General features: G+C 66.7%; 24 protein-coding genes. 17 read left to right on the forward strand and 7 right to left on the reverse strand.

Annotated elements, in window-relative coordinates; genetic code table 11:
* The first annotated feature begins 185 nt into the window (after nucleotides 1–185).
* The 12 genes from ACIBK2_RS41195 (at nucleotide 186) to ACIBK2_RS41250 (ending at nucleotide 14,626) form a co-directional block, all read left to right on the forward strand.
* Nucleotides 186–1,163: an ABC transporter permease gene (locus tag ACIBK2_RS41195; protein WP_396975872.1), complete on the forward strand. Its 978-nt coding sequence runs from the start codon at nucleotides 186–188 to the stop codon at nucleotides 1,161–1,163.
* A complete protein-coding gene (locus ACIBK2_RS41200) occupies nucleotides 1,160–2,080 on the forward strand; it encodes an ABC transporter permease (protein WP_396975874.1) in 921 nt (306 codons plus the stop codon). The genes ACIBK2_RS41195 and ACIBK2_RS41200 overlap by 4 nt, the downstream gene beginning before the upstream one ends.
* Nucleotides 2,077–3,957, forward strand: coding sequence for an ABC transporter ATP-binding protein (locus tag ACIBK2_RS41205; RefSeq protein ID WP_396975875.1), 1,881 nt, complete (start codon nucleotides 2,077–2,079; stop codon nucleotides 3,955–3,957). The genes ACIBK2_RS41200 and ACIBK2_RS41205 overlap by 4 nt, the downstream gene beginning before the upstream one ends.
* A 12-nt stretch (nucleotides 3,958–3,969) precedes the next feature.
* Nucleotides 3,970–5,682 carry an ABC transporter family substrate-binding protein gene (locus tag ACIBK2_RS41210; protein WP_396975876.1) on the forward strand — a complete coding sequence of 571 codons (1,713 nt, stop codon included), beginning with the start codon at nucleotides 3,970–3,972 and terminating at the stop codon, nucleotides 5,680–5,682.
* 32 nt (nucleotides 5,683–5,714) lie between these two features.
* Nucleotides 5,715–7,397 carry an ABC transporter family substrate-binding protein gene (locus tag ACIBK2_RS41215; RefSeq protein WP_396975878.1) on the forward strand — a complete coding sequence of 561 codons (1,683 nt, stop codon included), beginning with the start codon at nucleotides 5,715–5,717 and terminating at the stop codon, nucleotides 7,395–7,397.
* Nucleotides 7,394–8,056 (forward strand): hypothetical protein, encoded by a 663-nt coding sequence (locus ACIBK2_RS41220; RefSeq protein ID WP_396975880.1) that lies wholly within the window; start codon nucleotides 7,394–7,396, stop codon nucleotides 8,054–8,056. Before ACIBK2_RS41215 ends, ACIBK2_RS41220 begins: the two co-directional genes overlap by 4 nt.
* Nucleotides 8,057–8,059: 3 nt before the next feature.
* On the forward strand, nucleotides 8,060–9,292 hold the full coding sequence (locus ACIBK2_RS41225) for an MFS transporter (RefSeq protein ID WP_396975882.1): 1,233 nt from the start codon (nucleotides 8,060–8,062) through the stop codon (nucleotides 9,290–9,292).
* 102 nt (nucleotides 9,293–9,394) lie between these two features.
* Nucleotides 9,395–10,117 carry a FadR/GntR family transcriptional regulator gene (locus ACIBK2_RS41230; protein ID WP_396975884.1) on the forward strand — a complete coding sequence of 241 codons (723 nt, stop codon included), beginning with the start codon at nucleotides 9,395–9,397 and terminating at the stop codon, nucleotides 10,115–10,117.
* Between the two features lie 23 nt (nucleotides 10,118–10,140).
* Nucleotides 10,141–10,857: a sterol desaturase family protein gene (locus ACIBK2_RS41235; RefSeq protein WP_396975886.1), complete on the forward strand. Its 717-nt coding sequence runs from the start codon at nucleotides 10,141–10,143 to the stop codon at nucleotides 10,855–10,857.
* 216 nt (nucleotides 10,858–11,073) lie between these two features.
* Nucleotides 11,074–11,283 carry a heavy-metal-associated domain-containing protein gene (locus ACIBK2_RS41240; protein WP_396975888.1) on the forward strand — a complete coding sequence of 70 codons (210 nt, stop codon included), beginning with the start codon at nucleotides 11,074–11,076 and terminating at the stop codon, nucleotides 11,281–11,283.
* 30 nt (nucleotides 11,284–11,313) lie between these two features.
* Complete coding sequence (locus tag ACIBK2_RS41245) at nucleotides 11,314–12,324, forward strand: hypothetical protein (RefSeq protein ID WP_396975890.1); 1,011 nt, start codon at nucleotides 11,314–11,316, stop codon at nucleotides 12,322–12,324.
* A 55-nt stretch (nucleotides 12,325–12,379) separates the two neighbouring features.
* On the forward strand, nucleotides 12,380–14,626 hold the full coding sequence (locus ACIBK2_RS41250) for a heavy metal translocating P-type ATPase (RefSeq protein WP_396975892.1): 2,247 nt from the start codon (nucleotides 12,380–12,382) through the stop codon (nucleotides 14,624–14,626).
* Between the two features lie 311 nt (nucleotides 14,627–14,937).
* Here the strand turns inward: ACIBK2_RS41250 and ACIBK2_RS41255 are convergent, their stop codons facing one another.
* Nucleotides 14,938–15,828: an SDR family oxidoreductase gene (locus tag ACIBK2_RS41255; RefSeq protein ID WP_396975893.1), complete on the reverse strand. Its 891-nt coding sequence runs from the start codon at nucleotides 15,826–15,828 to the stop codon at nucleotides 14,938–14,940.
* 86 nt (nucleotides 15,829–15,914) lie between these two features.
* Between ACIBK2_RS41255 and ACIBK2_RS41260 the strand changes: the two genes are divergently transcribed.
* Complete coding sequence (locus tag ACIBK2_RS41260) at nucleotides 15,915–16,781, forward strand: hypothetical protein (RefSeq protein ID WP_396975895.1); 867 nt, start codon at nucleotides 15,915–15,917, stop codon at nucleotides 16,779–16,781.
* 100 nt (nucleotides 16,782–16,881) lie between these two features.
* Here ACIBK2_RS41260 and ACIBK2_RS41265 read toward each other — a convergent pair whose 3' ends face one another.
* Nucleotides 16,882–18,033: a helix-turn-helix domain-containing protein gene (locus ACIBK2_RS41265; protein WP_396975896.1), complete on the reverse strand. Its 1,152-nt coding sequence runs from the start codon at nucleotides 18,031–18,033 to the stop codon at nucleotides 16,882–16,884.
* 171 nt (nucleotides 18,034–18,204) lie between these two features.
* Between ACIBK2_RS41265 and ACIBK2_RS41270 the strand changes: the two genes are divergently transcribed.
* Both ACIBK2_RS41270 and ACIBK2_RS41275 read left to right on the forward strand, forming a co-directional pair.
* Nucleotides 18,205–18,450: a hypothetical protein gene (locus ACIBK2_RS41270; protein ID WP_396975898.1), complete on the forward strand. Its 246-nt coding sequence runs from the start codon at nucleotides 18,205–18,207 to the stop codon at nucleotides 18,448–18,450.
* On the forward strand, nucleotides 18,447–18,602 hold the full coding sequence (locus ACIBK2_RS41275; protein WP_396975900.1) for a hypothetical protein: 156 nt from the start codon (nucleotides 18,447–18,449) through the stop codon (nucleotides 18,600–18,602). Before ACIBK2_RS41270 ends, ACIBK2_RS41275 begins: the two co-directional genes overlap by 4 nt.
* A 148-nt stretch (nucleotides 18,603–18,750) precedes the next feature.
* Here the strand turns inward: ACIBK2_RS41275 and ACIBK2_RS41280 are convergent, their stop codons facing one another.
* Both ACIBK2_RS41280 and ACIBK2_RS41285 read right to left on the reverse strand, forming a co-directional pair.
* Nucleotides 18,751–19,503, reverse strand: coding sequence for a lysophospholipid acyltransferase family protein (locus ACIBK2_RS41280; RefSeq protein WP_396975902.1), 753 nt, complete (start codon nucleotides 19,501–19,503; stop codon nucleotides 18,751–18,753).
* Nucleotides 19,504–19,517: 14 nt separating this feature from the next.
* Nucleotides 19,518–20,264 (reverse strand): lysophospholipid acyltransferase family protein, encoded by a 747-nt coding sequence (locus ACIBK2_RS41285; protein ID WP_396975904.1) that lies wholly within the window; start codon nucleotides 20,262–20,264, stop codon nucleotides 19,518–19,520.
* Nucleotides 20,265–20,384: 120 nt separating this feature from the next.
* Between ACIBK2_RS41285 and ACIBK2_RS41290 the strand changes: the two genes are divergently transcribed.
* Nucleotides 20,385–21,353: a hypothetical protein gene (locus ACIBK2_RS41290; RefSeq protein ID WP_396975906.1), complete on the forward strand. Its 969-nt coding sequence runs from the start codon at nucleotides 20,385–20,387 to the stop codon at nucleotides 21,351–21,353.
* Nucleotides 21,354–21,438: 85 nt separating this feature from the next.
* Nucleotides 21,439–22,977 (forward strand): Rieske 2Fe-2S domain-containing protein, encoded by a 1,539-nt coding sequence (locus ACIBK2_RS41295; protein WP_396975908.1) that lies wholly within the window; start codon nucleotides 21,439–21,441, stop codon nucleotides 22,975–22,977.
* Nucleotides 22,978–23,039: 62 nt separating this feature from the next.
* On the opposite strand, the gene ACIBK2_RS41300 is transcribed toward ACIBK2_RS41295, so the two are convergent.
* The 3 genes from ACIBK2_RS41300 to ACIBK2_RS41310 all read right to left on the reverse strand — a co-directional run bounded on the left by ACIBK2_RS41300 (nucleotide 23,040) and on the right by ACIBK2_RS41310 (nucleotide 25,729).
* Nucleotides 23,040–23,381, reverse strand: coding sequence for a calmodulin (locus ACIBK2_RS41300; RefSeq protein ID WP_396975910.1), 342 nt, complete (start codon nucleotides 23,379–23,381; stop codon nucleotides 23,040–23,042).
* 192 nt (nucleotides 23,382–23,573) lie between these two features.
* Complete coding sequence (locus tag ACIBK2_RS41305) at nucleotides 23,574–24,563, reverse strand: MauE/DoxX family redox-associated membrane protein (protein WP_396975912.1); 990 nt, start codon at nucleotides 24,561–24,563, stop codon at nucleotides 23,574–23,576.
* Between the two features lie 209 nt (nucleotides 24,564–24,772).
* Nucleotides 24,773–25,729, reverse strand: coding sequence for a DMT family transporter (locus ACIBK2_RS41310; protein WP_396975914.1), 957 nt, complete (start codon nucleotides 25,727–25,729; stop codon nucleotides 24,773–24,775).
* Between the last annotated feature and the right edge of the window lie 143 nt (nucleotides 25,730–25,872).

Genomic DNA, 25,872 nt, shown 5'->3' on the forward strand with positions numbered 1-25,872 from the left:
TTTCACTCGCTGACGCTCGCTCATGACTCCCCCTTCGTCGCGTCGAACCGACCGCGTAACGCGTGTGCCGCAAGAATAAAGGACATGCCCGAGCCCCGCGTGACACGCGCGTCCGGGTCTTCGTCCTTATGATCAGGGGCTAATACTCGGCGCTGGTCCGTCCAGCCGAAAGACCACGAGGACTGATGACCGGCTTCCTGCTACGACGCGCGCTTCACTATGTCGTGCTGTTGCTGCTGGCGTCGTTCCTGACCTTCAGCTTGGCGTCGCTGACGTTCCGCCCGCTGGACAGTCTGGAACAACGCAATCCGCGCCCGCCGCAGGCGGTGATCGATGCCAAAGCTGCGGAATTACACCTCAACGACCCGATCCCGCAGCGCTATATCACCTGGTTGAAAGGGATACCGCAAGGGGATTTCGGGAAGACCCTCGCCGGGCAGCCGGTGAGCGAGGAGCTGCCGCGCCGGGTCGCGGTGAGTCTGCGACTGCTGATCATCGGTTCGCTGATCGGCACCGTGCTCGGCGTCTTGATCGGCGCGGCCGGTGCGATCAGGCAGTACAAATTCAGCGATTACTTCACCACGATCATCTCGTTGCTCGTGCTCAGCACCCCAGTGTTCCTTCTTGCGACACTCTTGAAATACGGTGCGCTGGAAATCAATTCGCTCACCGGGTCGCAGATATTCCTCTACACCGGGGAGACCTCGGCGAATCGGATCGACGGATTCTGGCCGCAACTGCTCGACCGAGCCCAGCACCTGGTGCTACCGACGGCTGGTCTCGCCCTCGGCGGGATGGCGGGCTACAGCCGGTATCAGCGCAACGCCATGCTCGACGTGTTGCAGAGCGATTTCATTCGCACCGCCCGCGCCAAGGGCCTGACCCGCAGCAAGGCGCTCTACAAGCACGGCCTGCGCACCGCGCTGATCCCGATGGCGACGCTGTTCGCCTACAGCCTGCTCGGCTTGATCACCGGAGCGACGTTCACCGAGAAGATCTTCGGCTGGCACGGCGTCGGTGAGTGGCTGGTCGATTCGATCAACGCCCAGGACCTGTACCCCGTGGTGACGGTGACCGCGTTCGCCGGACTGATAGTGCTGGTGTCCGGCCTGCTCTCCGACGTCGTGTTGGCCCTTCTCGATCCCCGGGTGCGTGTCCGATGACCGAAGCCGAAATCATCGTCCAGGGTGCCCCCGAGCCCGCCGCGGCAGGCCGGAGCAAGCTGGTACTGCGCCGATTCCTGCGGAACAAGCCCGCGGTGGTCGGCGCGGTGATCCTGATCCTGCTCTTCATCGCCAGCTTCGCGTTGCCGCCGCTGCTGAAGTACGACTACCAGCAGCTGGATTACACCGCCCTGCTGAAGCCGCCGAGCGGCAGACATCCGTTCGGCACCACCCAGATCGGCCAGGACGTGCTGGCACAGACCCTGCGCGGCATGCAGAAGTCGCTGGTGATCGGCCTGTGCGTCGCGCTCATCTCCACCACCATCGCCGCGACGGCGGGCGCGACCGCCGGCCTGCTCGGCGGCTGGACCGACCGCGCGCTCATGTGGCTGGTCGACCTGCTGCTCGTGGTGCCGAGCTTCATCATCGTCGCGCTGTTCGCGCCGCGGACCAAGGGCAACGGTTCGATCCTGCTGCTGATCCTGCTGCTCAGCGTGTTCGGCTGGATGATCAGCGCGCGCATCGTGCGCGGCCTGACGATCAGCCTGCGCGACCGTGAATTCGTCAGGGCCGCAAGGTATATGGGCGCACCGACGCGCACCGTGATCATCAGCCACATCCTGCCGAACATCGCCTCGATCCTGATCATCGACACCACGCTGGCGGTCGGCGCGGCCATCATGGCCGAAACCGGGCTCAGCTTCCTCGGTTTCGGCGTGCAGCCGCCCGACGTCTCGCTCGGCTCGCTGATCGCGTCGGGCACCAAGTCGGCGCTGACCTATCCGTGGCTGTTCCTGTTCGCCGGTGGCCTGCTGATCACCATCGTGTTGTGCGCCAACCTGGTTGGTGACGGACTGCGCGACGCGTTCGATCCCAGCGCCAAGCGGGCGCGCTCGAAGAAGAAGGCAAAGGTATGACGGGCGCTGACCCCACCGAGAAGGTCGTGGTCGAGAAGAACTTCACCGCACCGCTGCTGGAGGTCACCGACCTGCGCGTCTCCTTCCCCAGCGAGGAGGGCCGCATCGAGGCGGTGCGCGGTGTCAACTACACCGTGTCCGACGGCGAAGTGCTCGCCATCGTCGGCGAATCCGGTTCCGGCAAGTCGGTGTCCTCGCTCGCGGTGATCGGCCTGCTGCCCGAGCAAGCCAGGATCGGCGGCTCGATCCGGTTGCGCGGTCGCGAACTGCTCGGCCTCGGCGATCGCGAATTGTCCAGGCTGCGTGGCAGTTCCATCAGCATGGTGTTCCAGGACCCGCTCTCGGCGCTGACCCCGGTGTACCGGGTCGGCGAGCAGATCGCCGAAGCCCTATTGGCACACGGCAAGATGAGCCGGTCCGAGGCGGCGGCCAAGGCGATCGAGCTGCTCGCCCTGGTCGGCATCGAGGAACCCGAGGTGCGCGCCAAGGCTTTTCCGCACGAGTTCTCCGGCGGCATGCGCCAGCGGGTGGTCATCGCCATGGCGATCGCCAACGATCCCGCGCTGATCATCTGCGATGAGCCGACCACCGCGCTCGACGTGACGGTGCAGGCGCAGATCCTGAACCTGCTGCGCAAGGCGCGCGATATCACCGGCGCGGGCGTCATCATGATCACCCACGACATGGGCATCGCCGCCACCCTGGCCGACCGGGTCGCGGTGATGTACGCGGGCAAGATCGTCGAAACCGCCACCACCACCGAGCTTTTCAGCGCACCGCGGATGCCGTACACGGTGGGTCTGCTCGGCTCCATCCCGCGGATGGACCGCCCGGCCCGCCAGCCGCTGATCCCGATCGTCGGCGCGCCGCCCGCCATGCACGCGCTGCCGCCGGGCTGCTCGTTCGCGCCACGCTGCCCGATCTCGATCGATGAATGCCTGGTCGCCGAGCCACCGTTGGAGAAGACCAACCCCGGGCACTCGGCCGCCTGCATCCGCACCGCGGAGGTCGGCAGCGACGCACTGTTCGAGGCTTATCGGCAGGAAGTCACCGAGCCGAGGGTCGAGGCCGAAGTCAGTGACCAAGTGGTGCTTCGGGTTTCGGAATTGGTGAAGACCTTCCCGATCACCGCGGGCATCCTGTTCAAGCGCCGCAAAGGCGAGATCCGCGCGGTCGACGGCATCAGCTTCGAGATCCGCGCGGGCCGCACGCTGGCCCTGGTCGGCGAGTCCGGTTCCGGCAAATCGACCACGCTCAGCCAGATTCTCGACCTGGTCAAGCCGGAATCGGGCGCCATCGAGATCATGGGCAGCGACGTCGCGACCCTGACCAAGGCGCAGAAGCGCGACATCCGCCGCAAGATGCAGATCGTCTTCCAGGATCCGACCGCCTCGCTCGACCCACGCCTGCCGATCTTCGACGCGCTGGCCGAGCCGATGCGCATCGACGGCCGCCCGCGCGACGAGATCGCCCGCCGGGTACCGGAACTGCTCGAACAGGTCGGCCTGCGCCGCGATCACGCCGAACGCTATCCCGCCGACTTCTCCGGCGGGCAGAAGCAGCGCATCAGCATCGCCCGCGCGCTCGCGCTGGATCCGGAGATCCTCGTCCTCGACGAACCGGTGTCCTCGTTGGACGTGTCCATCCAGGCCGGCGTGCTGAACCTGTTGCGCGACTTGCAGATCGAGCGCGGGCTGTCCTACCTGTTCGTCTCGCACGACCTGTCCGTGGTGCGCAATCTGGCCCACGACATCGCGGTGATGTATCGCGGCAAGATCGTCGAATCCGGCCCGGCGGAACTGATTTTCGCCGACCCTCAGCATTGGTACACGCGCGATCTGATCGACGCGGTCCCGGTTCCGGCCGTCAGTCGATAGAAGGAGAGCACGATGCCGATCCGAGCACGAACGTCGTTGATGAGACGTTCGGCGGCAACCCGATTCGCCGTTCCGATGGTCGCGCTCGGATTGATCGTGAGCGGTTGTGACAGCGCCGACGACACCAGTCACGCCGAGGGTGCGACGGGTGCGCTGAGCACGACCAACGACATCAACCCGAAAGAGCGCGACGAACTGCGCGACGGCGGCAACCTGCGGCTGGCGACCTCGGCGATTCCGGAGAACTGGAACACGCTGACCATCGACGGAAACGACGCCTCGATCACCAGCATCCTGCGGCCCGCGATGCCACGCGCCTATCGGACCGATGCGGCAGGCAAGCTGTCGATCGACACCGACTACTTCACCGATATCCAGCTGACCAGCACCAATCCCCAGGTAGTCCGGTACACGATCAACCCGAAGGCGGTGTGGTCCGACGGATCGCCGATCACCTGGGAGGACATGCGTGCCCAGGGCGTGGCGCTGAGTGGGGCCGACAAGCAGTACCTGATCGCGCAGTCGTTCGGCTTCGACCGCGTGGAAAAGATCGAACGCGGTACCGACGACCGGCAGGCGGTCATCACGTTCAAACAGCCGTACGCGGAGTGGCAGGGCCAATTCGCCGGTGAAGGGTCGCTGTATCCCAAATCGGTGACCGCGACGCCGGAGGCTTTCAACAAGGGCCTGATCGCCGGCGTCACCCTCACCGCGGGGCCGTTCATCGTGCAGAGCGTCGATCGCACCCAGCGACGTGTCGTCCTCGGCCACAATCCGAAATGGTGGGGTGCGACACCGAAACTCGACACCATCACCTTCAGCGTGCTCGATCCCGCCGCGATGATTCCCGCCCTCCAGAACAACGAGATCGACGCGGTCGGCCTCGGCACCCTCGACGATGTGAAGACGGCGCGCAGCACCCCCGGCGTCGCGATCCGCCGCGCGACCAGCAACTTCTGGGGCCATCTGCGCTTCAACGGCGCGCCGGGTGCCATCCTCGCCGATCCGCAACTGCGCATTGCCGTCTCGAAGGCCATCGACCGGCAGGGCATCGTCACCGCCATCCACAACGGCATGGTCGAGAATCCGAAACCGTTGAACAGCCACGTCTTCCTGGCGGGTCAGGTCGGCTACCAAGACAATTCGGCGGCTATCGCCTATGACCCCGCCGCGGCCGCTCGGCTGCTCGACGATCTCGGCTGGAAACTCAACGGCGACGTCCGGGAGAAGGACGGCCGCAAACTCGAGATCCGCGACGTGATGCTCAACAGCCAGGGCTGGATCCAGATGGCGCAGATCATGCAGCAGAATCTGGCCCAGGTCGGCGTGAAGCTGATCATCGACACCAAGCCCGCCGCGGGCTTGTTCACCGACGTCATCCGGCCGGGCAACTTCGACGTCGCCCAATTCTCCCTCGTCGGTGACGCTTTCCCGATCGGCGATCTCGCCCAGCTGTTCGCCTACAACCCTGATGACCTGCAGGGCAATTACGGCCGGATCGGTTCGCCGGAGCTGAACGCGCTGATCGAACGCACCGTCTCGGAACTCGATCCGCAGAAGGTGACCGAGCTGGCCAACGAGGTGGATCGGAAGGTCTTCGAGGAAGGTCATTCGCTGCCGCTGTATCAAACGCCGGGCAATGTGGGTGTCCGCGCCGAGCTCGCCAATTACGGGGCGGCCGGGCTGGCCTCCTACGACTACACCAAAATCGGTTTCGTCAAGTGATTACGCAGGATCCCTGCGGGAAGGAGCGAAACATGCGGGTTCGTTCATGGACAACGCGATTGGCGATCCCGCTGGTCGCCATCGGGCTGATCGCGGCAGGATGCAGCTCCGACGACACCGGTGCGCCTGCGGGTTCCACCGATGCGCTCGGGACTACGAACGACATCAATCCGAAAGATGTCAGCGAGCTGCGTGACGGAGGGAATCTACGGCTGTCACTCAGCGCGCTCCCGCAGAACTGGAACGGGCTCAACAACGACGGAAACGATGGCGATACCTCCGCCCTGTTGCGGCCGACGATGCCGCGTGCATTCAAAACCGATGCGGCGGCCAATCTTTCGGTGAATACCGATTACTTCACCGATATTCAGCTCACCAGCACCGAACCCAAGCAGGTGGTCACTTACACCATCAATCCCAAGGCGGTCTGGTCCGACGGCACTCCGATCACCTGGGAAGATATTCAGTCGCAAGCACATGCGATGAGTGGTGTGGACAAGTCGTTCCTGATCGCGGCCAATGCCGGCTTCGACCGGGTGGAGAAGGTCGAACGCGGGGTAGACGATCGGCAAGCGGTCATCACCTTCAATAAGCACTACGCCGATTGGCGTGGACAGTTCGCGGGCACGACGTTCTTCTACCCCAAATCGGTCACCGCGACACCGGAGGCCTTCAACAAGAGCCTGCTGCAGGATCCAGGGCCGAGTGCGGGCCCGTTCATCGTGCAATCCGTCGACCGCGCGCAGGGGCGAGTGGTGCTGGGCCACAACCCGAAGTGGTGGGGCGACAAACCGAAGCTCGACACGATTACCTTCAGCGTCCTCGACAACTCAGCGCAACTGCCTGCCCTGCAGAACAACGAGATCGACGCCGTCGGTCTCGCCAGCCGAGATGAACTGAAAACCGCACAGAACACCGCGGGGATCGCACTTCGCCGCGCGCCGGGTAACCAGTGGTCGCATCTGACATTCAATGGCGCGCCGGGCTCTATCCTCGCCGATGCCAAACTGCGCGTGGCGATTTCGAAGGCCATCGACCGGCAGGCCATCGCGACCGCTACCCAGAACGGCCTGGTCGAGAATCCGAAGCCGATGAACAACCACGTCTACCTGAACGGCCAAGAGGGCTACCAGGACAACAGCCTCGGCTTCGATCCGGCCGCCGCGGCAAAGGAATTGGACGATCTCGGGTGGAAGCTCAACGGTAATGTCCGCGAAAAGGACGGCCGCAAGCTGGAAATCCGCGATGTCATGTACAACCAGGACGTCTGGGTCCAGATCGCCCAGATCATCCAGCAGAACCTCTCGCAGGTCGGCGTCAAGCTGAACATCGAGACCAAGCCGGGCAACGGTCTGTTCACCGACGTGATCATTCCGGGCAACTTCGATGTCGGGCAGTGGAGTTGGGTGGGCGACCCGTTCCCGCTCAGCAGCCTCTCGCAGATCTGGGGCTATAACCCGGACGACGTACAGGGCAACTACGGCCGGATCGGCTCGCCCGAGCTCAATGACCTGATCGAGCAGGCGGTGTCGGAGCTCGACCCGAAGAAGGCCATCGAACTGGCCAATCAGGTCGACCGCAAGATCTTCGAGGAGGGGCACTCGCTGCCGCTCACGCAGACAGCGGGCAATATCGCGGTCCGCGACAACCTGGCGAACTTCGGTGCGGCCGGCCTGGCGACCTACGACTACACGAAAATCGGCTTCTTGAAGTGAGTTTCGGATCGGGCCAGCCCCTGGCCTATCCGATCAGCGTGACGATCGGCGCCCTGGCGGTATGCCTCGCCTGGGCGCCGTTCGGCGATGTGGACCAGGTGGCGGCGTTGGCTACGGTGGTGCTGGGGGTCATCGGATACTCGGGTTACCGGATCGCTGTTGCGAAAGGGGTTCTCGCATTCTGGCCCTCGGGAACGGCACGCACCGTGGGTATTTCGCGGATTCGCCAACAGCATCGGCTGGTCAGCCGGTCGTGGCTGGAGATAAGCGGAACCGGGCGACCCCGTTGGCTCCCCGTCTATTTCGACTCGGCATTGATGAGCATGACCGAGACGCAGGCTGAGCTGACGGACCGAACAATCCACATCGCGGGCCACCGCCTCTATCCATCCGGCCGCATCCGCACCACGGAACCGCCGGGGCGGCTCATCGACAACCCGTCCCGCCCCGACCCGGATGCCCCAGCACTCACCACCACCGCAACGCGGACACACCGACGCCTGCTGCTCGATGCGCAATCCACCGTCGCCGCCCCGTTCGCCGCGCTGATGTGGATCTACATCGACGGCGGTGACTTCACCACCTTCCTCGCCGCCACCTCCGTCGCCGCCACCACCGCTCTCTGGCTCGCCGCGATCCGCGGCTCCGATCCGAGCTGAGCCTTGACCACACAGTCCACTCTGACGGAAGCGAAGCTACCCAAGGACTTTCATCGACTGTGGGCCGCTTTCACGGTCAGTCAGCTCGGAAGTTCGCTCAGTACAGGCGCATTGCCGTTGATCGCGATCATTGTGCTGGGGGCGTCCGACCTTCGGGTCTCATTGCTCGCGGCGCTGTCGGCCGTGGTCAGCGCGGCGATTGCGTTGCCGCTCGGTCCCTTTGTCGAATTCCGCCGCAAACGTCCGGTCATGATCGGCACGGATCTCCTGAGCTTCGCGACGTTGGCGACCGTTCCGGCGGCGATGGCGTTCGGGGTGCTCAGTTACGGGCAGCTGTGCGTCGTGGCCACCGCTCAGGTGCTCGGCACAATGGTCTTCAGCGCGGCCAGCGGGGCGCATCTCAAAGCGCTGGTGCCAGGGTCGATGCTGACTACCGCGAACAGCCGATTCGAGACGACCGCCTGGACGGTCGCCGGGCTCGGTGCGCCGATCGGCGGCGTGCTGATCGGAGTGTTCGGCGCTGGTGCCACCGTGCTGATCGATGCCGTCAGTTTCTTGTTGTCCGCGTTGGGGATTCGGTTGCTGGAGCGACCCGAGCCACCCCCGCCGGTCGCGCAGGACGAGCGGCACTGGATGGCCGATATCCGCGCCGGGTGGGCCTACATCTTCCGGGATCGCACGCTGCACGCGTTGTTCTGGAACGCGATGGTCTTCGGTGGCGCGATCAGGCTCACCGGCCCACTGCTGGCGATTCTCATGCTGCGCGATCTGCACCTCGCGCCATGGCAGTACGGAGTGGCGCTCGGAATTCCCTGCTTCGGCGGCATCATCGGTTCGCTGCTGACGAGCCGACTGGTCACCCGTCTCGGCGAGCGCACTGTCCTACTCGGCTTCGGAGTGCTGCGTACCTGCTGGATGGGCTTCCTGGTACTTGCCGGGCCAGGCGTCCTAGGACTGGTCGTCATCGTCGCGGCGGAGACCGCGCTGCTGTTCTGCGCCGGTGTTTTCAACCCGGTCTTCACCACATTCCGGATGCGCGCGACGGACGACGAATACATGTCGCGGGTAGGCATCGCGTGGTCCATCAGCTCTCGCAGCTGTCAGCCCGCCTTCATCGCTCTCGGCGGTGTCTTGGCCACCGTCACGAGCGTCCGTTTCGCGATCGGGTGCGCGGCCGTCGCCCTGCTGAGCAGCTCGTTGTTGCTGCCGTGGCGAACCTGGCCCACCCGCTCCTAGACCCACCACGGAACATGGCGGCGGCAAACGCGAGAGTGCCCGTGCCTAGTGAATTGGTCTGACCACTTGACCTCCTGACCTATTTGGGCGCAGAGTGAGGGTATGGCGTTGCAACCTGTGGTCAAGCGGTCGGTGTCGGGGGATGTTTTCGAGCAGATCGCGGCGGATGTGTTGAGTGGGGAGTTGGCGCCGGGGGCGACGTTGCCTAGTGAGCGGCAGTTGGCTGAGGCGTTGGGGGTGTCGCGGCCTGCGGTGCGGGAGGCGTTGCAGCGGCTGGCGGCGGCTGGGTTGGTCGCGGTGCGGCAGGGGGATGCGACGACCGTGCTGGATTATCGGCGGGGGGCTGGGCTGGAGGTTTTGCCTCGGTTGCTGGTGCAGGCCGGGGAGTTGGATCCCGGTGTGGCGCGCAGCATTTTGGAGGCGCGGCTGCACAACGGGCCGAAGGTGGCCGAGCTCGCCGCCGTCCGGCTCGGTGCGACGGATTCCGCGACGGTCGGTGCCGCATTGACGGGGAGCGTGGAAGCGCTTGCCGTGGAACAGGATCCGGTGGCGCAGCAGCGGCATGCGATGGAGTTCTGGGATCACGTCGTCGACGCGGCCGACTCGATCGTGTTCCGGCTGATGTTCAACATGTTGCGCGCCGCTTATGAACCGGCGCTCGTGGCGCTGGCCCCGATCATGTCCGCCGAGGTGGGCAATGTCGGGGCCTATCGCGAATTGACCGCCGCCATTGTGGCGGGCCGGCCGCAAGAGGCCGCCGATATCGCTCGGGCGTTGCTCGAGCCGGCGACCACCGCATTGATCGAAGTCCTCGGCGGACACTGATCACGCTTCACCTAGGAATCACGATGACGAAACCCCATTCCTCCGAGCCGGATTCGGTGGAGGCGAACGCCCGTGCGCGGGTGCGCAACGACGAACCAGCACTGCGCCGCGGCCTCACGCTCGGCGCGGCCTTCCGCGAGTTCCTGCGCCATCCCTCGCCATGGCTCATCGGCCTCACCCTGATCGCGGCGCTGATCGGCCGAATCCTGGTCGGCGACTGGCAATTGACCGACGCGCTGGTGCCCGCGGCGATGCTCGCGGTGTTCCCGGTCTTCGAATGGATCGCGCACGTCACCGTATTGCACTGGCGGCCAAGGCAACTCGGCCCGATCCCGATCGACAGCGAGCTGGCGCGTAAACATCGTGAGCACCATGTCGATCCGCGCGATATCCCGCTGATCTTCATCCCGACCAAGACGCTGTCGGTGCTGGTGGTCGTCCTGATCGCGCTGGGCGTCTTCGCTTTTCCCCGCCTCGGCCTCGGCCTGACCTTCCTGCTCACCATCACGGTCTTGGGCCTCGGCTACGAGTGGACCCACTACCTCATCCACACCGACTACAAGCCGAAAGGCTCGCTCTACCGGGCGGTTTGGCGCAACCACCGCCACCATCACTACAAGAACGAGCACTACTGGTTCACCGTCACCACCTCTGGCACCGCCGACCGCCTCTTCGGCACCCACCCCGACCCCGCCGACACCGAGGCCTCTCCCACCGCCCGCAAGCTGCACGCGGGCTGACCCGACCGACAGCACGAGCCGTCGCCCTGATCCCCCGGGGCGACGGCTTTTTCATGTCCGTTGGTCGTCCCGCGATGGCCCCAACCAGCCTGTTCGTCCGACTGTGACCAGGCGCACGCCGCACGCCGCGAAACTCCGTCTTGACGAAATACCCTAGGGGGGTATGGTAATTCTCAGGAGCACGGCGGAGGCCGTCGCCGCAGAAGGAGAGACACCATGAGCACCGCGATCACCGTGACCGTTACCGGAATGACCTGCGGCGGCTGCGCCAACCGAGTGCGCGACGGGATCGGCCGGATCGATGGCGTCGACGGCGTCACGGTCGACCTGCCCACCGGCCGAGTCACCGTCGAAGGCGCCGGTTCGATCGAGCGCGACGAGATCGTCGCCGCCATCGACCAGGCCGGCTACGCCGTCGCAGGCTGACGCCGCGACCACCCGGAAACGGAGCATCCGATGAACGCATCCACCAAGTTCGCCGGCTTCGCCCTCTGCCTGGCCGCCGTCTTCGGGATCGCCATTGCCACCGGCGCGGCGATCGGCCCCGATCCCGCCGCTCCCGAATCACACGCTCATGCGGACGAGCCCGCCGCCCGCACCGACCAGACACCCGGAGGAATGATGACCACCGAAAGCGGATACACCCTGCGGCTCGACACCGCGCTGACCGCCGCGGCGCCGAACGTCCCGCTCCGCTTCCGCATCCTGAACCAGGACGGCACACCGGTCACCCGCTACCAGCCCAACCACGAGAAGGACCTGCACCTGATCGTGGTCCGGCGCGACATGGTCGCCTTCCAGCACGTGCACCCCGTCCTCGGCGGCGACGGAACCTGGAGCGTCCCACTGGATCTCACCCGCGCGGGTGACTACCGAGTGTCCGCCGACTTCATCCCCGAGGGCGGCCAGAACCTCACCCTCGCCGCCGATCTGCGAGTCGCGGGCAACTACGACCCGCAGCCGCTGCCTGCCGCGTCGACCACCACAACCGCGGGCGGCTACACGGTCACCCTCGACGGCACCGTCGCCGCCGGCCAGGCCTCGAAGGTCACGCTGTCGGTGAGCCGGGACGGCAAGCCGGTCACCGACCTGCAGCCCTACCTGGCGGCGTACGGTCACCTGGTCGCGCTGCGCACCGCCGACCTCGCCTATCTGCACGTCCACCCGGACGGCCACCCCGGCGACGGCGTCACCCCGGCCGGACCCGGCATCACCTTCTACGTCACCGCGCCGAGCGCAGGCAACTACCGCCTGTTCCTCGACGTCCAGCACGAAGGAGTGGTCCGCACGGCCGAATTCACCGTGACTGCCGGCCAGGGCACCGCGACGGCCGAGCCCGGGACACACGACGGGCACGGCGGCGCGCCCACTCCCGAGCCGGCGCACACCGGACACGGCGCACCCACCCCGGAACCGGCGCACAGCGGACACGGCTCACCAGCACCGGAACCGGCGCACAGCCACTGATCGTCGCGGGGCCGCCCCCGCATCCACTACCGTGCCGCACAGAATGGAGCACACCATGACCACCACGGCACAACCACCCGCCATCGGGCAGGTCGAACTGGTGATCGGCGGCATGACCTGCGCGTCCTGCGCCAATCGCATCGAGAAGAAGCTGAACAAGCTCGACGGTGTCACCGCGACGGTGAACTACGCGACCGAGAAGGCTCGCGTCGATGTCACCGGCGATGTCTCGCCTGCGGAACTGATCGCGACGGTCGAGCAGGCCGGATACAGTGCGACACTGCCCGCCCCGAAGGTCGCGGAAACCGTTGCGGCCGAGAGTGATCCGACCGCCGCGCTACGCACCCGGCTGCTGGTCTCGCTGGTGCTGACGGTGCCGGTCATCGCGATGGCGATGATCCCCGCGCTGCAGTTCACCAACTGGCAGTGGCTGTCGCTCACGCTGGCCGCGCCGGTCGTGGTGTGGGGCGCGCTGCCGTTCCACCGGGCCGCGCTGACCAATCTGCGCCACGGCACCGCCACCATGGACACCCTGGTGTCGATGGGCACGCTCGCCGCATTCGGCTGGTCGCTGTACGCGCTGTTCTGGGGCACCGCAGGCATGCCGGGCATGAAGCACCCGTTCGAGTTCACCATCTCCCGGATGGACGGCACCGGCAGCATCTACCTGGAGGCCGCGGCGGGCGTCACCACGTTCATCCTGGCCGGACGCTTCTTCGAGGCGCGGTCCAAGCGGCGCGCCGGTGCGGCACTGCGAGCCCTGCTCGAGCTCGGCGCCAAAGAGGTTTCGGTGCTGCGCGGCGGGACCGAGCAGCGGATACCGGTGGAGCAGTTGGCCGTTGGCGATCAGTTCGTGGTTCGTCCCGGCGAGAAGATCGCCACCGACGGCGTGGTCGTGGACGGCTCCTCGGCGGTCGACGCCTCGATGCTGACCGGCGAGTCGGTGCCGGTGGAGGTCGGGACCGACGACGCGGTCGTCGGCGCCACGGTGAACGTCGGCGGGCGAATCGTGGTGCGTGCCAGCCGGATCGGCTCGGACACCCAGCTGGCGCAGATGGCGAAGCTGGTCGAGGACGCGCAGACCGGAAAGGCGCAGGCACAGCGGCTGGCCGACCAGATCTCCGGCATCTTCGTGCCGATCGTGATCGCACTGTCGGTGGCGACGCTCGGATTCTGGCTCGGCACCGGCGGTTCCGTCGCGGCGGCCTTCACCGCCGCGGTCGCGGTGCTGATCATCGCCTGCCCGTGTGCCCTCGGGCTGGCCACGCCGACCGCGCTGATGGTCGGCACCGGTCGCGGCGCGCAGCTCGGCATCCTGATCAAGGGTCCCGAGGTGCTGGAATCGACCAGGCGGGTGGACACCGTGGTGCTGGACAAGACGGGCACCGTCACCACTGGCCGGATGACGCTGCTGGATGTCGTTGCGGCCGTTGGTGAAGACAGCGGCGAGGTGCTCGCTCTCGCTGGGGCGCTGGAGGATTCGTCCGAACACCCGATCGCGCAGGCGATCGCCAAGGGTGCCAGGGACAAAGTCGGTGCGCTGCAGGCGGTCGACGGCTTCGCGAATATCGAGGGCCTCGGGGTGCAGGGCGTTGTGAACGGGCGCGCGGTGATCGTCGGGCGGGCTCGGCTGCTCGCCGACTGGGCACAGCACCTGGATGCCGGGCTGGAGCGGGCCATGCAGGCCGCCGAAGCCGAGGGTAAGACCGCGGTGGCGGTGGGCTGGGACGGTAAGGCGCGCGGCGTGCTCGTCGTCGCCGATGCGGTGAAACCGACCTCAGCCCAAGCGATTTCGCAGTTGCGGGCGCTCGGGCTCACGCCGATCATGCTGACCGGCGACAACGCGGCCGCCGCCGCGGCGATCGCCGCACAGGTCGGCATCGACGAGGTGATCGCGGAGGTGCTGCCGCAGGACAAGGTCGAGACGGTCAAGCGGTTGCAAGCCGAGGGCAGGGTCGTCGCGATGGTCGGTGACGGCGTCAACGATGCCGCGGCCCTGGCTCAGGCCGACCTCGGCCTGGCCATGGGCACCGGCACCGATGTGGCCATCGAGGCCAGCGATCTCACGCTGGTTCGTGGCGATCTGCGCGCGGCGGTCGATGCGATCCGGCTGTCCCGCCGGACCCTCGGCACCATCAAGGGCAACCTGTTCTGGGCGTTCGCCTACAACGTCGCCGCCATCCCGCTGGCCATGGCCGGTCTGCTGAACCCGATGCTCGCGGGCGCCGCCATGGCGTTCTCGTCGGTCTTCGTGGTGAGCAACAGCCTGCGGCTGCGCACGTTCCGTTCCACCGCGCAGTAGCCCCGGAAACCCGACGGGACGGCACCCAATGGTGCCGTCCCGTTCGGCGCTTCGGGCTACTGCAGGACGCCGCTGTTTCCCAATGCCATCGCGGCACTTCCAGTACCCCACGCCGCGGCGGCGCTACCAGTCGCACCCAATAGGGCGAGCAGAGCAAGCATGATTTCGACCTTCCATAGAGCCATTGATCAGCAAGCGAAAGTTACTGCCGCCCAACAGCACTCCACAATGGTCGAAGCGGAACTCTCGGCAACCTCCCGCGCAATTGCCAGCCGATTCACAGCCGGTGATTCGGCGCAGACAACGCGTAGCTACGCGATAGTTCCGAGGCCACGAGCAGCAGCCGTCGGCGCTTCGCGGAACACCGCGGCATGGTCGGCGGCCCACTCGGCGTAGGTGCGTGGGGCGCGGCCGAGGGCCTGGCGGAGGTCGTCGGTGACGATGGCGTTGCCGCCGCTGCGGACATACTCCTGACCTGCGAGAGCGCCGTCGATGAACGCCTCGGACAGCCCGGCGGCGCGCATGTGTTCGCGGGCGGCCTCGTTCGGTACGTCGACGACTTCCAGCGGTTGGCCGAGCACCTCGGCCAGCACGGCCACCTGGTCCGCGCTGGTCAGCAGCTCCGGGCCGGTGAGGGTATAGATCTGTCCCGCATGGTCGGACGAGGTCAGGGCGGCCACCGCGACCGCGGAGACGTCGCGCGGATCGACGACGCCCTGCTGCCCGCTGCCGGTCATGCTGGGCACGGGCTGGCCGTTGCGGATCGCGTCGGCCCAGCTCAGGGTGTTCGAGGCGAAGGAACTGGGACGCAGGATGGTCCATTCGACGCCGCTCGCGCGGGCCGCCTGTTCGCCGGGCAGATGCCAGGTGCCGATCCGGCCGACCGCGTCCTCGCCGGTGCCGATGGCGGAGAGCTTCACGATGCGTTGGACGCCGGCGTCGCGCGCGGTGGTGATCAGCGCGCGGTCGGCGTCGACGTATTCGGGACCGAGGATGCCGACGATGAACGCGGCGTCGACGCCTTTCGCGGCCGCCGCGATCGAGGCCGGGTCGTGGTAGTCGCCGCGCACCACCTCGACGCCTGCGGGCAGTTGGGCCCGCGCCGGATCGCGGGTGACGGCCCGGACCTGCTCGCCGCGCGCCACCAACTGCCGGACGATTTCGCTGCCGATGGTGCCCGTGGCACCGGTGATCAGAATCATGAGCCCAACGCTGCCGCCCGGACCACCGGGTTCGCTAGGAAATTTCGGCACAGCCGCCGCGCTGCCGAGTGCCTACAGTGGATTCGGTGACCACCATGCTGCGCACGGCGCCCGTCGTGACCGCCGACCTCGTCGAGACGACGGTCCCCGCGCCGGAGTCGTTGCGGCCGTGGTTCACCGAACTCGGGCGCATTCCGACCGTGCGGGACCTGGCCGAGTCGTTCGCGCACATCCCGCAGGCCGCGACCACGATCGTGCTGCGCTCGCAGGAGGGCGGCCCCCGCGAGGCGCTCGTCATCGGGCCGCAGACCAAGGCTCTCTACTCCCATCCGAGTAAGCCCGCGTCGTGCCTGCGACTGCGCTTGGCGCACGGCGCGGCCCGGCCGCTGCTCGGCGTGCCCGCCGCACTGCTCACCGATCGGGTCATCCGCCTCGCCGACCTGCCCGGCGTCGCCGCCGATCTCGCCGACGAGCTGATCGAGCTGAGAGCCGACGAGGTCTTCAAGTTCCTGGAAGATACACTGCCGCAACGCATTTCCGAGGACGCAACACGACGCGCGCAACGTGAGGTGCTTCGCTCGGCCATCACGGCGCTGTCGGCGGATCCGACCGGCCGCTCCATGAGTGCGTTGGCCGGCGACCTCGCCGTCAGCGAACGCCACCTCCGCAACCTGTTCACCGCCGGAATCGGCGTCTCCCCCAAACATTTCGCGCGCATCGATCGGGTGCGCCGCATCCTGGCACAAGCGCGAAGCACACCGTCGGCGCAACTGCCTTCCACCGGCGATTACAAGCCGACAACGTCCCTCGCCCGACTAGCCGCCGACAACGGCTACTTCGACCAATCCCACATGACCGCCGACTTCCGCACCCTCATGGGCGTCCCCCCGAGCTCATTCCTACGCGGCGCCGTCCCCACCCCCTCCCCCTGCCGCCCCCTCGACCACATCTGACCGCCGACTTCCGGTCGCCCATGGACACAACTCCTGACCGCCATTTCAAAGGACGCTGCCTACTCCAACTCCTGCCGAGCGGGACCCGCGTCTAGCGGCGCTACGGCCGGTAGGTGTCCCGGAACGCTTCGCGCACGACGGCCGCGTCAGCGGTGTCACGATTCTCAATGCCGGTGACCACCTCGGTCACGCGCCAGTAGTTCGACGGAACCAGACGTCCGGAGGTCACCGCCGCCAGTGCTACATCCGCAGCTTCATCGGGCTTGTCGGCGGCTACGAGGGCCAGGCCCAGATCCAGGTTCGCCGAAGCGATCCGGCGCGGGCGGGTGGAGGTCGCGCCGGACAGATCGGTCAGGACATGCCGGGCGTAGGGCTCGGCGGCAGGATCGCCGAGCCAAGCCAGGGTGGTAGCCACATAGGCGTCCGACTTGGCAGGGTCGTACCGGAAATGATGCTCCGGCCGGTCGGGAGCGCTGAGCCCGGACACCAGCCGAGCGACTCTGCGCAGCGTGCCGTACGTGCCAGTGCTGTCTCCGAGTCGCGCCAGCGCGCGGCCCTCCTGAGCCGTCGCCTGAATGTGGACCGAACTGTCCGCCGGGGCAATGGCTTGTGCTGCCCGCGACAGTTCAGCGGCGGCGGTGAACTCTCCGGCGGTCAGTAGCTGCCAAGCGCGCGTCTCGAGGCACCAGGCCGATATCTCCGGATGCTGCGCTTCGTTGGCCAGCTTCCACGCCAGGTGCCCACGGCCCGCTGCGGCGGGGATGTCGCCCAGGTCGACATGGCAGGTACTACCCAGCAGCGACAACCAGCCGACCGCGACGAGTAACCGGCGGTGCTGGGTCAAGGTCTTGCGGGAGTCCATGAGTCGTCCGGCGTAACCAAGATGCCGGCGGATGCGCACGAGCAATTCGCCCGGCGCAGTCGTGGGATAAGCAGAGGCCAGGTCGTCAACAGCGAGTTCGAGCCGTTCAAGGGTGTCGCCTCCGATATCCGAGGCCGCCGCACGCTGCATCCATTCCGCCGCCGCCCGTTCGCCATCGGCTGGTTCGACGAACAGGGCCGAGCCAACTCCCAGCGCATCGGCGTACGTGCGCACATGCTCGGCTCTGACAGTGCGCTGCCCCGTCTCCAGCAGCCCAAGCAACGCCTTGCTGTAGTGCGTGCGCGCCGCCATGGCGGACAAGCTGAGTCCGGCCGCCTCGCGCGCCGCACGCAGCCGCTCACCGGTGACGTTCTCCCCGCCGGGGTCCATACGACCCACGGTAGCCGTGCGTCACCTTCGTTGTAGACGGTTGTGGACAGCAAGCGGGGCCCAGGGCCCAAAAGCACACGCCTAGCGTCCTTTTCATGGCCTCGCCGCCGGGTATCGAACGCTTCCCCGGCGGCGGGTGCCCATTAACCCTGACGGCGGAAGGGGCAGGCCGTGAGACTTCCCGCACGACACGATGACGAGGAGAACGCCCGGAAGCTGGCGCTGGCCCCGGAGGACGGTCCGCAGTACCTCCAGCACAGCGACGGGTCCTGGTCGCTGGTCGGCCCGGACGGCTGGCCGGTCGAGCTGGACGACAACGTCGAACCGGCCACCGACGTGACCAGTGTCCTGGCGACCTTGACCACACTGCTGATCGACGTGGACCCAATCGACGTGCGCGACATCGAGATCCGATGAGCGGCGGATGGCTGACACTCGGATGGGTCATCGTGTTCGCGCTGCCACTGGCTGTCAGCCTGGCGGCGATTCTGTGGCCGGAACGGATCCCGAAGGACCGCACCGTCGACGGCATCCGGCAGCGTATTCAAAACGAAGAAAGCGAATACTAGGTGCCTCGAACCCTGAGCCCGCTGATCAAGAGTCAGTCGGTTCGGCTCGTTCGCGTCGATCACTGCTCCGCGGCTCGCGGAACCGGACGTGCAGATTGATTTCGGCAGTATCGGCCCTCGCGCCACCCTGGGGCTCGACCGCACGCGCTCAGGGGTTTTGGCGTTGAGACTTGGCTCGGCGGCGGGCTAGTTCTTCCTGTTCCAGGACGGCGGCTTCGGCGAGGGTGGGGGCGGTGCCGCCGAGGCGGGCGGGGACCCAGCGGGCGCCGGGGTCCATGGGGTAGTCGTGTTGGGCTGTGGTGAGGAGGGCGGTCATGTGGGTGTGGAGGGTGGCGGTGAGGGTTTCTGGGGGGTCGGCGGGTGGGATGGGGGCGCCGATGCGGATGTTGATCGGGAATCGGTGGCGGCCGAGTTGTTTCGGGATGTCCTTGGTCCAGACGCGGTGGGCGCCCCAGATGACGACGGGGATGATCGGGACGTCGGCTTCGATCGCCATCCGGGCGGCGCCCGACTTGAAGTCCTTCAGTTCGAAGCTGCGGCTGATGGTCGCCTCGGGATAGACCACCACGAGCTCGCCGTCGCGCAGCGCTTGCACGGCGCGACTATAGGATTCGGCGCCCGCCGTTCGGTCGACGCCGATTGCCTTGCAGTGCTTCATCAGAAAGCCGACGATGCCGTGCTCGAGCTCGGCCTTCATCATGTATCTGACGTTGCGGCCGGACTTGCGGCCGACTAGTCCGACCTCCATGAAGTCCAGGTACGCGGTGTGGTTCACGGCCAGCACCGCGCCGCCCGCACTCGGAATCCGGTGCTGGTCGGCGATGTCGATCCGCAGCCCTTGTAACCGGAAAATGGTGCGAACCAAGCCGGTGAGGATGTCGTAAACCGGTTCCCGCGCCATCCGAATCTCCGCTACTACGAGGCTGTTTTCTTCCGAGCTGCCTTTTCCGCGGCCTCGGCGGCATCGAGCGCGTCGGCCTCCTCCAGGGTAGGAGCGCTGCCGCCGAGCCGGGCCGGTACCCAGTACGCGCCTTGCTCGTGGGTGTAGTCCTTTTGCAGGTCGAGCAGCATCTCCTGCATGGTCGTGCGCAGTTGAGCGGTCAGCTCGGATGCCGGCTCGAACGGGGCGATCGGCGCGCCGACGGCGATCGAGATCGGCGTATTGGTGCGCCCCAGCCGCTTCGGGAAGCCCTTGGTCCACACCCGCTGCGCGCCCCAGATGACGATCGGGATGATCGGCACGCCGGACTCGATGGCCATCCGGGCGGCGCCGGACTTGAAGTCCTTGATCTCGAAGCTGCGGCTGATGGTCGCCTCGGGGTACACGCCGACGAGCTCGCCGCGCTGCAGGTATTCGACCGCGGCCTTATAGGAGTCGGCGCCCGCACCCCGGTCGACCGGAATGTGCTTGAGCGCACGCATGATCGGGCCGGAGATCTTGTCGTCGAAGACCTCTTTTTTGGCCATGAACCGGATGTAGCGCTTGGGCGTGCGCACCGGCAGGCCCGCGTAGGTGAAGTCCATGTATCCGGTGTGGTTGACCGCGAGCACGGCACCACCCCGCGCGGGGATATGTTCAGCGCCCTTGACGGTGAACTTCAGGCCTTCGACGAAGAAGACGGTACGGGCAAGGCCGATGATCGTCCGGTAGACGGGTTCCACAATTCCGCTAGCGTAGTCGCTGACTGTCCCATCCGGCAGTGGGCCGCTGCTTTATGGGTCACACCGGGGCTGGGCGGCTCGATCGGCCCGTCGCACGCTGTAGAGAAGAGGATCGTCGAAGTGCCAAGCGCCCATCTGAATCCACCTGGACGCGACCGGACAACACCGGATCACCTCGGCAGGACAGCGCCCGACTCCCCCGGCCACCCGATTACGGCCGCGATCCGTGCGACCACCTCACGACTAGAGCGCAGGTCGGGTGCCCGACGGGTATTGGCGGGCGGCTTGGCGATCACCGGAGCCTTGGTCCTTGCCGGATGCGACTCGGCGGTCGGCATTCCGAACGAAGAACCGGAAAAGACCACGGCCTCGATCGGGACGCCGGCGGCCGCTGTCCCGTCCCCCCAGAGCACCCCGGCGCCGACCACCACCTCGACGGCTCCCTCGGTCGGCCCGGTCGCCGAACTGCCTGCCGCCGTGCAGCGTTGGGCCGCCGATCTGAAGACGAGCACCGTCGCTCAATTGCAGGCCAAGTGCTGGACCATCGCGCCGAAGAACGTGGCCACCATGTACGCCGACGAGCAGCCGATCCTGGCCGCCCTCGCCCAGCCGGGCACCGCGACGCAGGACACCATCACCTGGAAGTCTCGGACCACTACCGTCGCCGTCGACCGGGCCGCGCTCGACACCGGCTACGCCTGCCCCCGCGTCGCCTCGGCGGGCGCGGACATCGAGTACGACGACGCCGACGCCAGGCACACCGTCCGGCGCTACCTGTCCCGCTTGGTCGGCACTCCGCTCGACGCCGCCGACAAAGAGGGCACCTACCCGCTGGTCTGCAAGGCGTCCCCGGCGACCTGGGATCCCACCGGCACCGGCAAGTCGATTGCCGCGCCGCTGGCCGACAACCCGGGCAAGCTGACCGGCGTCACCAAGTTCGCCGACCAGGAGATCCGATCCGAACCACTGCGCGGGGACTACATCGCCGTCTTCGCTCCGGTCACCAACGCCGCAGGGGCGACCCAGACCCGCACCTTCACCCTGACCTCCGGGACGCAGGGCTACTGCATCGGCGACGTCTCCCCTTAACCCGCTCGCCATCGGCACCGCGAGCGCCTGGTAGTTCCATACAGCCATTACCCTGGATGGCTGGTAACGGTAGGAGGAGCAGCTCGTGCAGATCACCAGCGTCGGACACGCCGGATTCCACATCCGCACCGCGGCGGGGTCGATCCTTTGTGACCCCTGGGTCAACCCCGCGTACTTCGGTTCGTGGTTCCCGTTTCCCGACAACACCCAGCTGGACTGGGACGAGCTGGGCAATTGCGATTTCCTCTACGTCTCGCATCTGCACCGCGACCACTTCGACGCGGAGAACCTGGCCAAGCACGTCAACAAGGACGCGACGGTGCTGCTGCCGGACTATCCGGTGCCGGATCTGAAGCGTGAGCTGGAGAAGCTCGGCTTCCACAAGTTCTTCGAGACCGAGGACTCGGTCAAGCACACCATCACCGGCAACGGCGCCGAGCTCGACATCATGATCATCGCGTTGCGCGCGCCCGCCGACGGGCCGATCGGCGACTCCGGGCTGGTCGTCTCCGACGGCGAGACCACCTGCTTCAACATGAACGACGCCCGCCCGGTCGACATGGACGTGCTGCACGACTCGTTCGGCCACATCGACATCCACCTGCTGCAGTACTCGGGCGCCATCTGGTATCCGATGGTCTACGACATCCCGAGCCGGACCAAGTCGAACTTCGGCAAGCAGAAGCGCCAGCGCGGCATGGACCGGTGCCGCAGCTACATCGAGCAGGTCGGGGCCACCTGGGTGGTGCCGTCGGCCGGGCCGCCGGTGTTCCTGGACGACGAGCTGCGCTACCTGAACGACGATCGCGGCGACGAGGGCAATATCTTCCCGGACCAGATGGTGTTCCTGGACCAGATGCGGATCCACGGCAACGAGGGCGGGATCCTGATGATCCCCGGGTCCGTCGCCGACGTGCGCGGGGCCGAGCTGGAATTGACCCATCCGTTCGAGCCGGGGTTGGTCTACGACAACAAGGCCGAATACATCGAGCTGATGGCACAGCGCCTCGCGCCGGTGCTCGCGGCCGAAAAGGCTTCCTGGGCAACGGGTGACGGGCCGCTGCTGGAACCGCTGAAGGAGCTGTTCGAGCCGATCATGGCGCAGAGCGACCTGATCTGCGACGGCATCGGCTATCCGGTGGGCCTGGTGATCGGCGACGAGACCGTGGTGCTCGACTTTCCCAAGCGCGTGGTGCGCGGCGCCATCGAGGGAGAAGGCAAGTACCGCTACGGTTTCCGCATCGCCCCCGAATTGGTGCGTACCGTGCTGCGGGACAACGAACCCGACTGGGTGAACACCATTTTCCTGTCCACCCGTTTCCAGGCGTGGCGGATCGGCGGCTACAACGAATTCCTCTACACCTTCTTCAAATGTCTTACCGACGAACGCATCGCCTACGCCGACGGCTGGTTCTCCGAGGCGCACGACGATTCCGCCTCGACCGAATTGGCCGGGTGGGAAGTGCAGCGCCGCTGCCCGCATCTCAAGGCGGATCTGTCGAAATTCGGTGTGGTCGAAGGAAACACGCTGACATGCAATCTGCATGGTTGGCAGTGGGATCTGGAATCAGGACGGTGCAAGACGTCCAAGGGTCACGAGCTGCGGTCGCGCAAGCTGAGTTGAGCCACACGCCGGGTCGGCGGCCTGCGCTGCCGACCCGGCGTGCACTTCCTTATCGACGGTGGTCAGGCGTTTGTCAGCTCCCTGGTGAGTTTCGACGACCACGGACACCAGAAGCAGCCGGGCAGGAACGCGCCGCACGCCTCGTCCAGGTAATCCTCGGTGTAGGTGATGCTGGAGTCGCAGACTTCGATCGCCATGGTGAAGAAGCTGATCGTGTCCGGGTCCATATGGAAACTCCAGCCGGGGTTGTAGTCGGCCGTCCGTTTCCGGATTTTGCCCATGACATGGATCGACATTTGTTCGTCGCCGGACAGGATTCGCCGCGCTTCCGCGATGCGCTGCTCGTTGGTCAATCGGATAACGAATTCCTTGCCGGAGTAGTCCGTGAATGCGAAGTCCGCCATGATATTTCACCTCGATGAATCGACCGATGGAGCCTTGCCATTCGATGGTAGCCAGTCGCTATGTCCTATTTCCGGCGAAATCGATTGCGCGGCAACATAATTAGAGGACCGCCCCGTATGCGTCGCAACAAGCGGCCGAGCTTGGTGTTACCGAGTGCGTGTTGCGTACCAGAATCCCGATTCAGCGGGTGATCAACGCCGGACAACCGTTTTTGCCTGCACGATCAGCTCTCTGGCAGCGATCGCGCCCCTGGCGACGGGTGCGGCCACCCGGCCCTCGGCATCGATGAGCACCGCCGACGGGGTGCCGCGGACGCGGTAGCGCAATGCCGCCTCGTTGCCCTGCTGCACCAGTACCGGGATATCGGCGAGGCCCTGGTCACGGCCCCATTCGGCGTGTTCGGCGGCGTCACCGTTGCCGACAACGATGATGGTCAGCACCCGCTCGGTGCGCTCCTGCCAGCGCGGCAGCTCGCGCGCCAAGGCCGCGCACAACTCGCAGCCCGGATGGACGAAGACCAGCAGCACCTGACGTTCCCGCTCCAGCAGCGACGCCAAACTCGTTCTGCCACCGGCGATATCGAGCAGCGAGAACTCCGGGGCGACCGCGCCGACCGGCAAGCCCTCCGCGCCGAGCGTCGACAACGCTTGCTCATCGACCCGCTTGCGCAGCGCGTGCACCTCACCCCACAGCCACGCCAGCACCGCGACCAGCGCCGCCGCCACCGCGAGCCAGACCGCATCGTCGGTCGGCAGCGCGGCAGGCACCCGGGGACAGGCAACCGCACCCCACGCGACCAGCAGCGCGAGCACGAGAAAGACTCCGTTGCGCACCAGCGTCCGTGCCCCGATGGGCGCCGCACTCATCGCGCCGAAACACGAACAGGCCGGGCGCTCCCCGCGTCGCAACAGCCGCGCCACCGCCACCGTGAACACGACCAGCAACAGCAGCGCAAGCAGAGCTCCAGGCAAAACCGTCCACGGCACCAGCACGGCGACGGCGACCAGCGCCTCGAGCGCGGGTAACCCCCACGCCACCGTCGCCACCCTCCGTATCGGAATACCGAACTCCCCCACCGCTTTCCGCGTGCCGACCGGATCCGCCAGCTTCCCCACCGCCGACAACCCGAACAGCACACCGACCACCAGCCGCGAAATCCACACCCCGTATTCGATCAGCATGAGCGCACGATCCCACACCGGCAAACCGCTGAAAGACGAATCGGCAGAACTACTTCCGGCCTAAAATCGATGGTGCGACGAGCCCGTCAGCGGTTGAGCACCACGCACCGGCCGGGGTCGGTTCGCGCGCATAAGGCTGGTCGGTGGAGCCTCATGGCGCACCCAGATGAGCGGCACACCTCGCCGGGTCCGACTAAGGCGCTGCGGCGTCAGGTATGGGAGCGGGTGGCGACGCCGACGGCGACCAGGGTCAAGGCGCTGCCTACTACCGCCGTGACGGACAAGCCCGCGCTGGTTGGAGCGGCGATGTCCAGAGCGATCGACATCAGGAGTTGGCCAGCCACGGAAGTCAGGCCGAGTAGGAGGACGCCGATCCAGCGGACGGTGATCGCGGCCAGTGCGATGAAGGCGACGCCGATTAGGCCGCCGAGGTAGAGCCAAGGCTGCGTGGGGAATTCGTCGGGGAGGCCGGAGCCGACCAGCACGACGCCCTCGATCACGACCAACGCGACGAGGCCGACGCAGAAGTTGACCAAGGTGGCGGACAGCGAGCCGCCGACCTCGCCGACGCGACCATTCACCGCTTGCTGCCAGGCCAGCCCGATGCCCGCCAAGGCGGGCAGGATGATCAGCAGTGCGGTCGGTGCGCCGCGCAGCGAGTCGGGGACCGAGAGAGCTCCTGCCGGTGCGCCCGAGCGGCCGACCCCGGCGATCAGTACCGCGAGTACGCCGAGAGAGGCACCACCGAACCGCAACGCGGTGACCGGAGTTCGACCGCTCGGGGCGACGCCGAGGCGGTCGACCACCAGGCTGCTCAGGAGTTGACCCGCTACAACCGCGACGGTGAACGCGGTGACACCGATCGCCGCGACAGTAAGCCCCTGACACGCGACAAAGAACGCACCACAAAGCCCACCGAGCAGATGCCACGGCCGCAAGGTCCCCGCCGACAGCGCCTTCCGAACCTTCGCCGCACCACCACGCAGCCGACCACTGAACGCGAACGCGATCCCCAGAATCAACAGACCAGACCCGAAACTAATGGTGGCCGCAGCAATTCCGTCATGCAGCCGCGCCCCGAGCGCACCATTGATCCGCCCCTGCACCGCCACTCCCGCACCGATGCAGAACCCGAACCCCAGCCCCAACCTCACCCGCGCGGTCACCCTCGGCACGCTACCGCCGCACACCCGCACACCGAGGCACCCCTGGCCCAGTCGGAACTCCCCAGTCAGCATCCATCGCATCGAGCCGCGCGCGCCGCGCATGGATTTGCTTGCCGCGCGCGAGATCGCCGGCAAATTCGCGC

Origin of the sequence: Nocardia sp. NPDC050175, assembly GCF_044459885.1 — a bacterium.
GTDB lineage: Bacteria > Actinomycetota > Actinomycetes > Mycobacteriales > Mycobacteriaceae > Nocardia.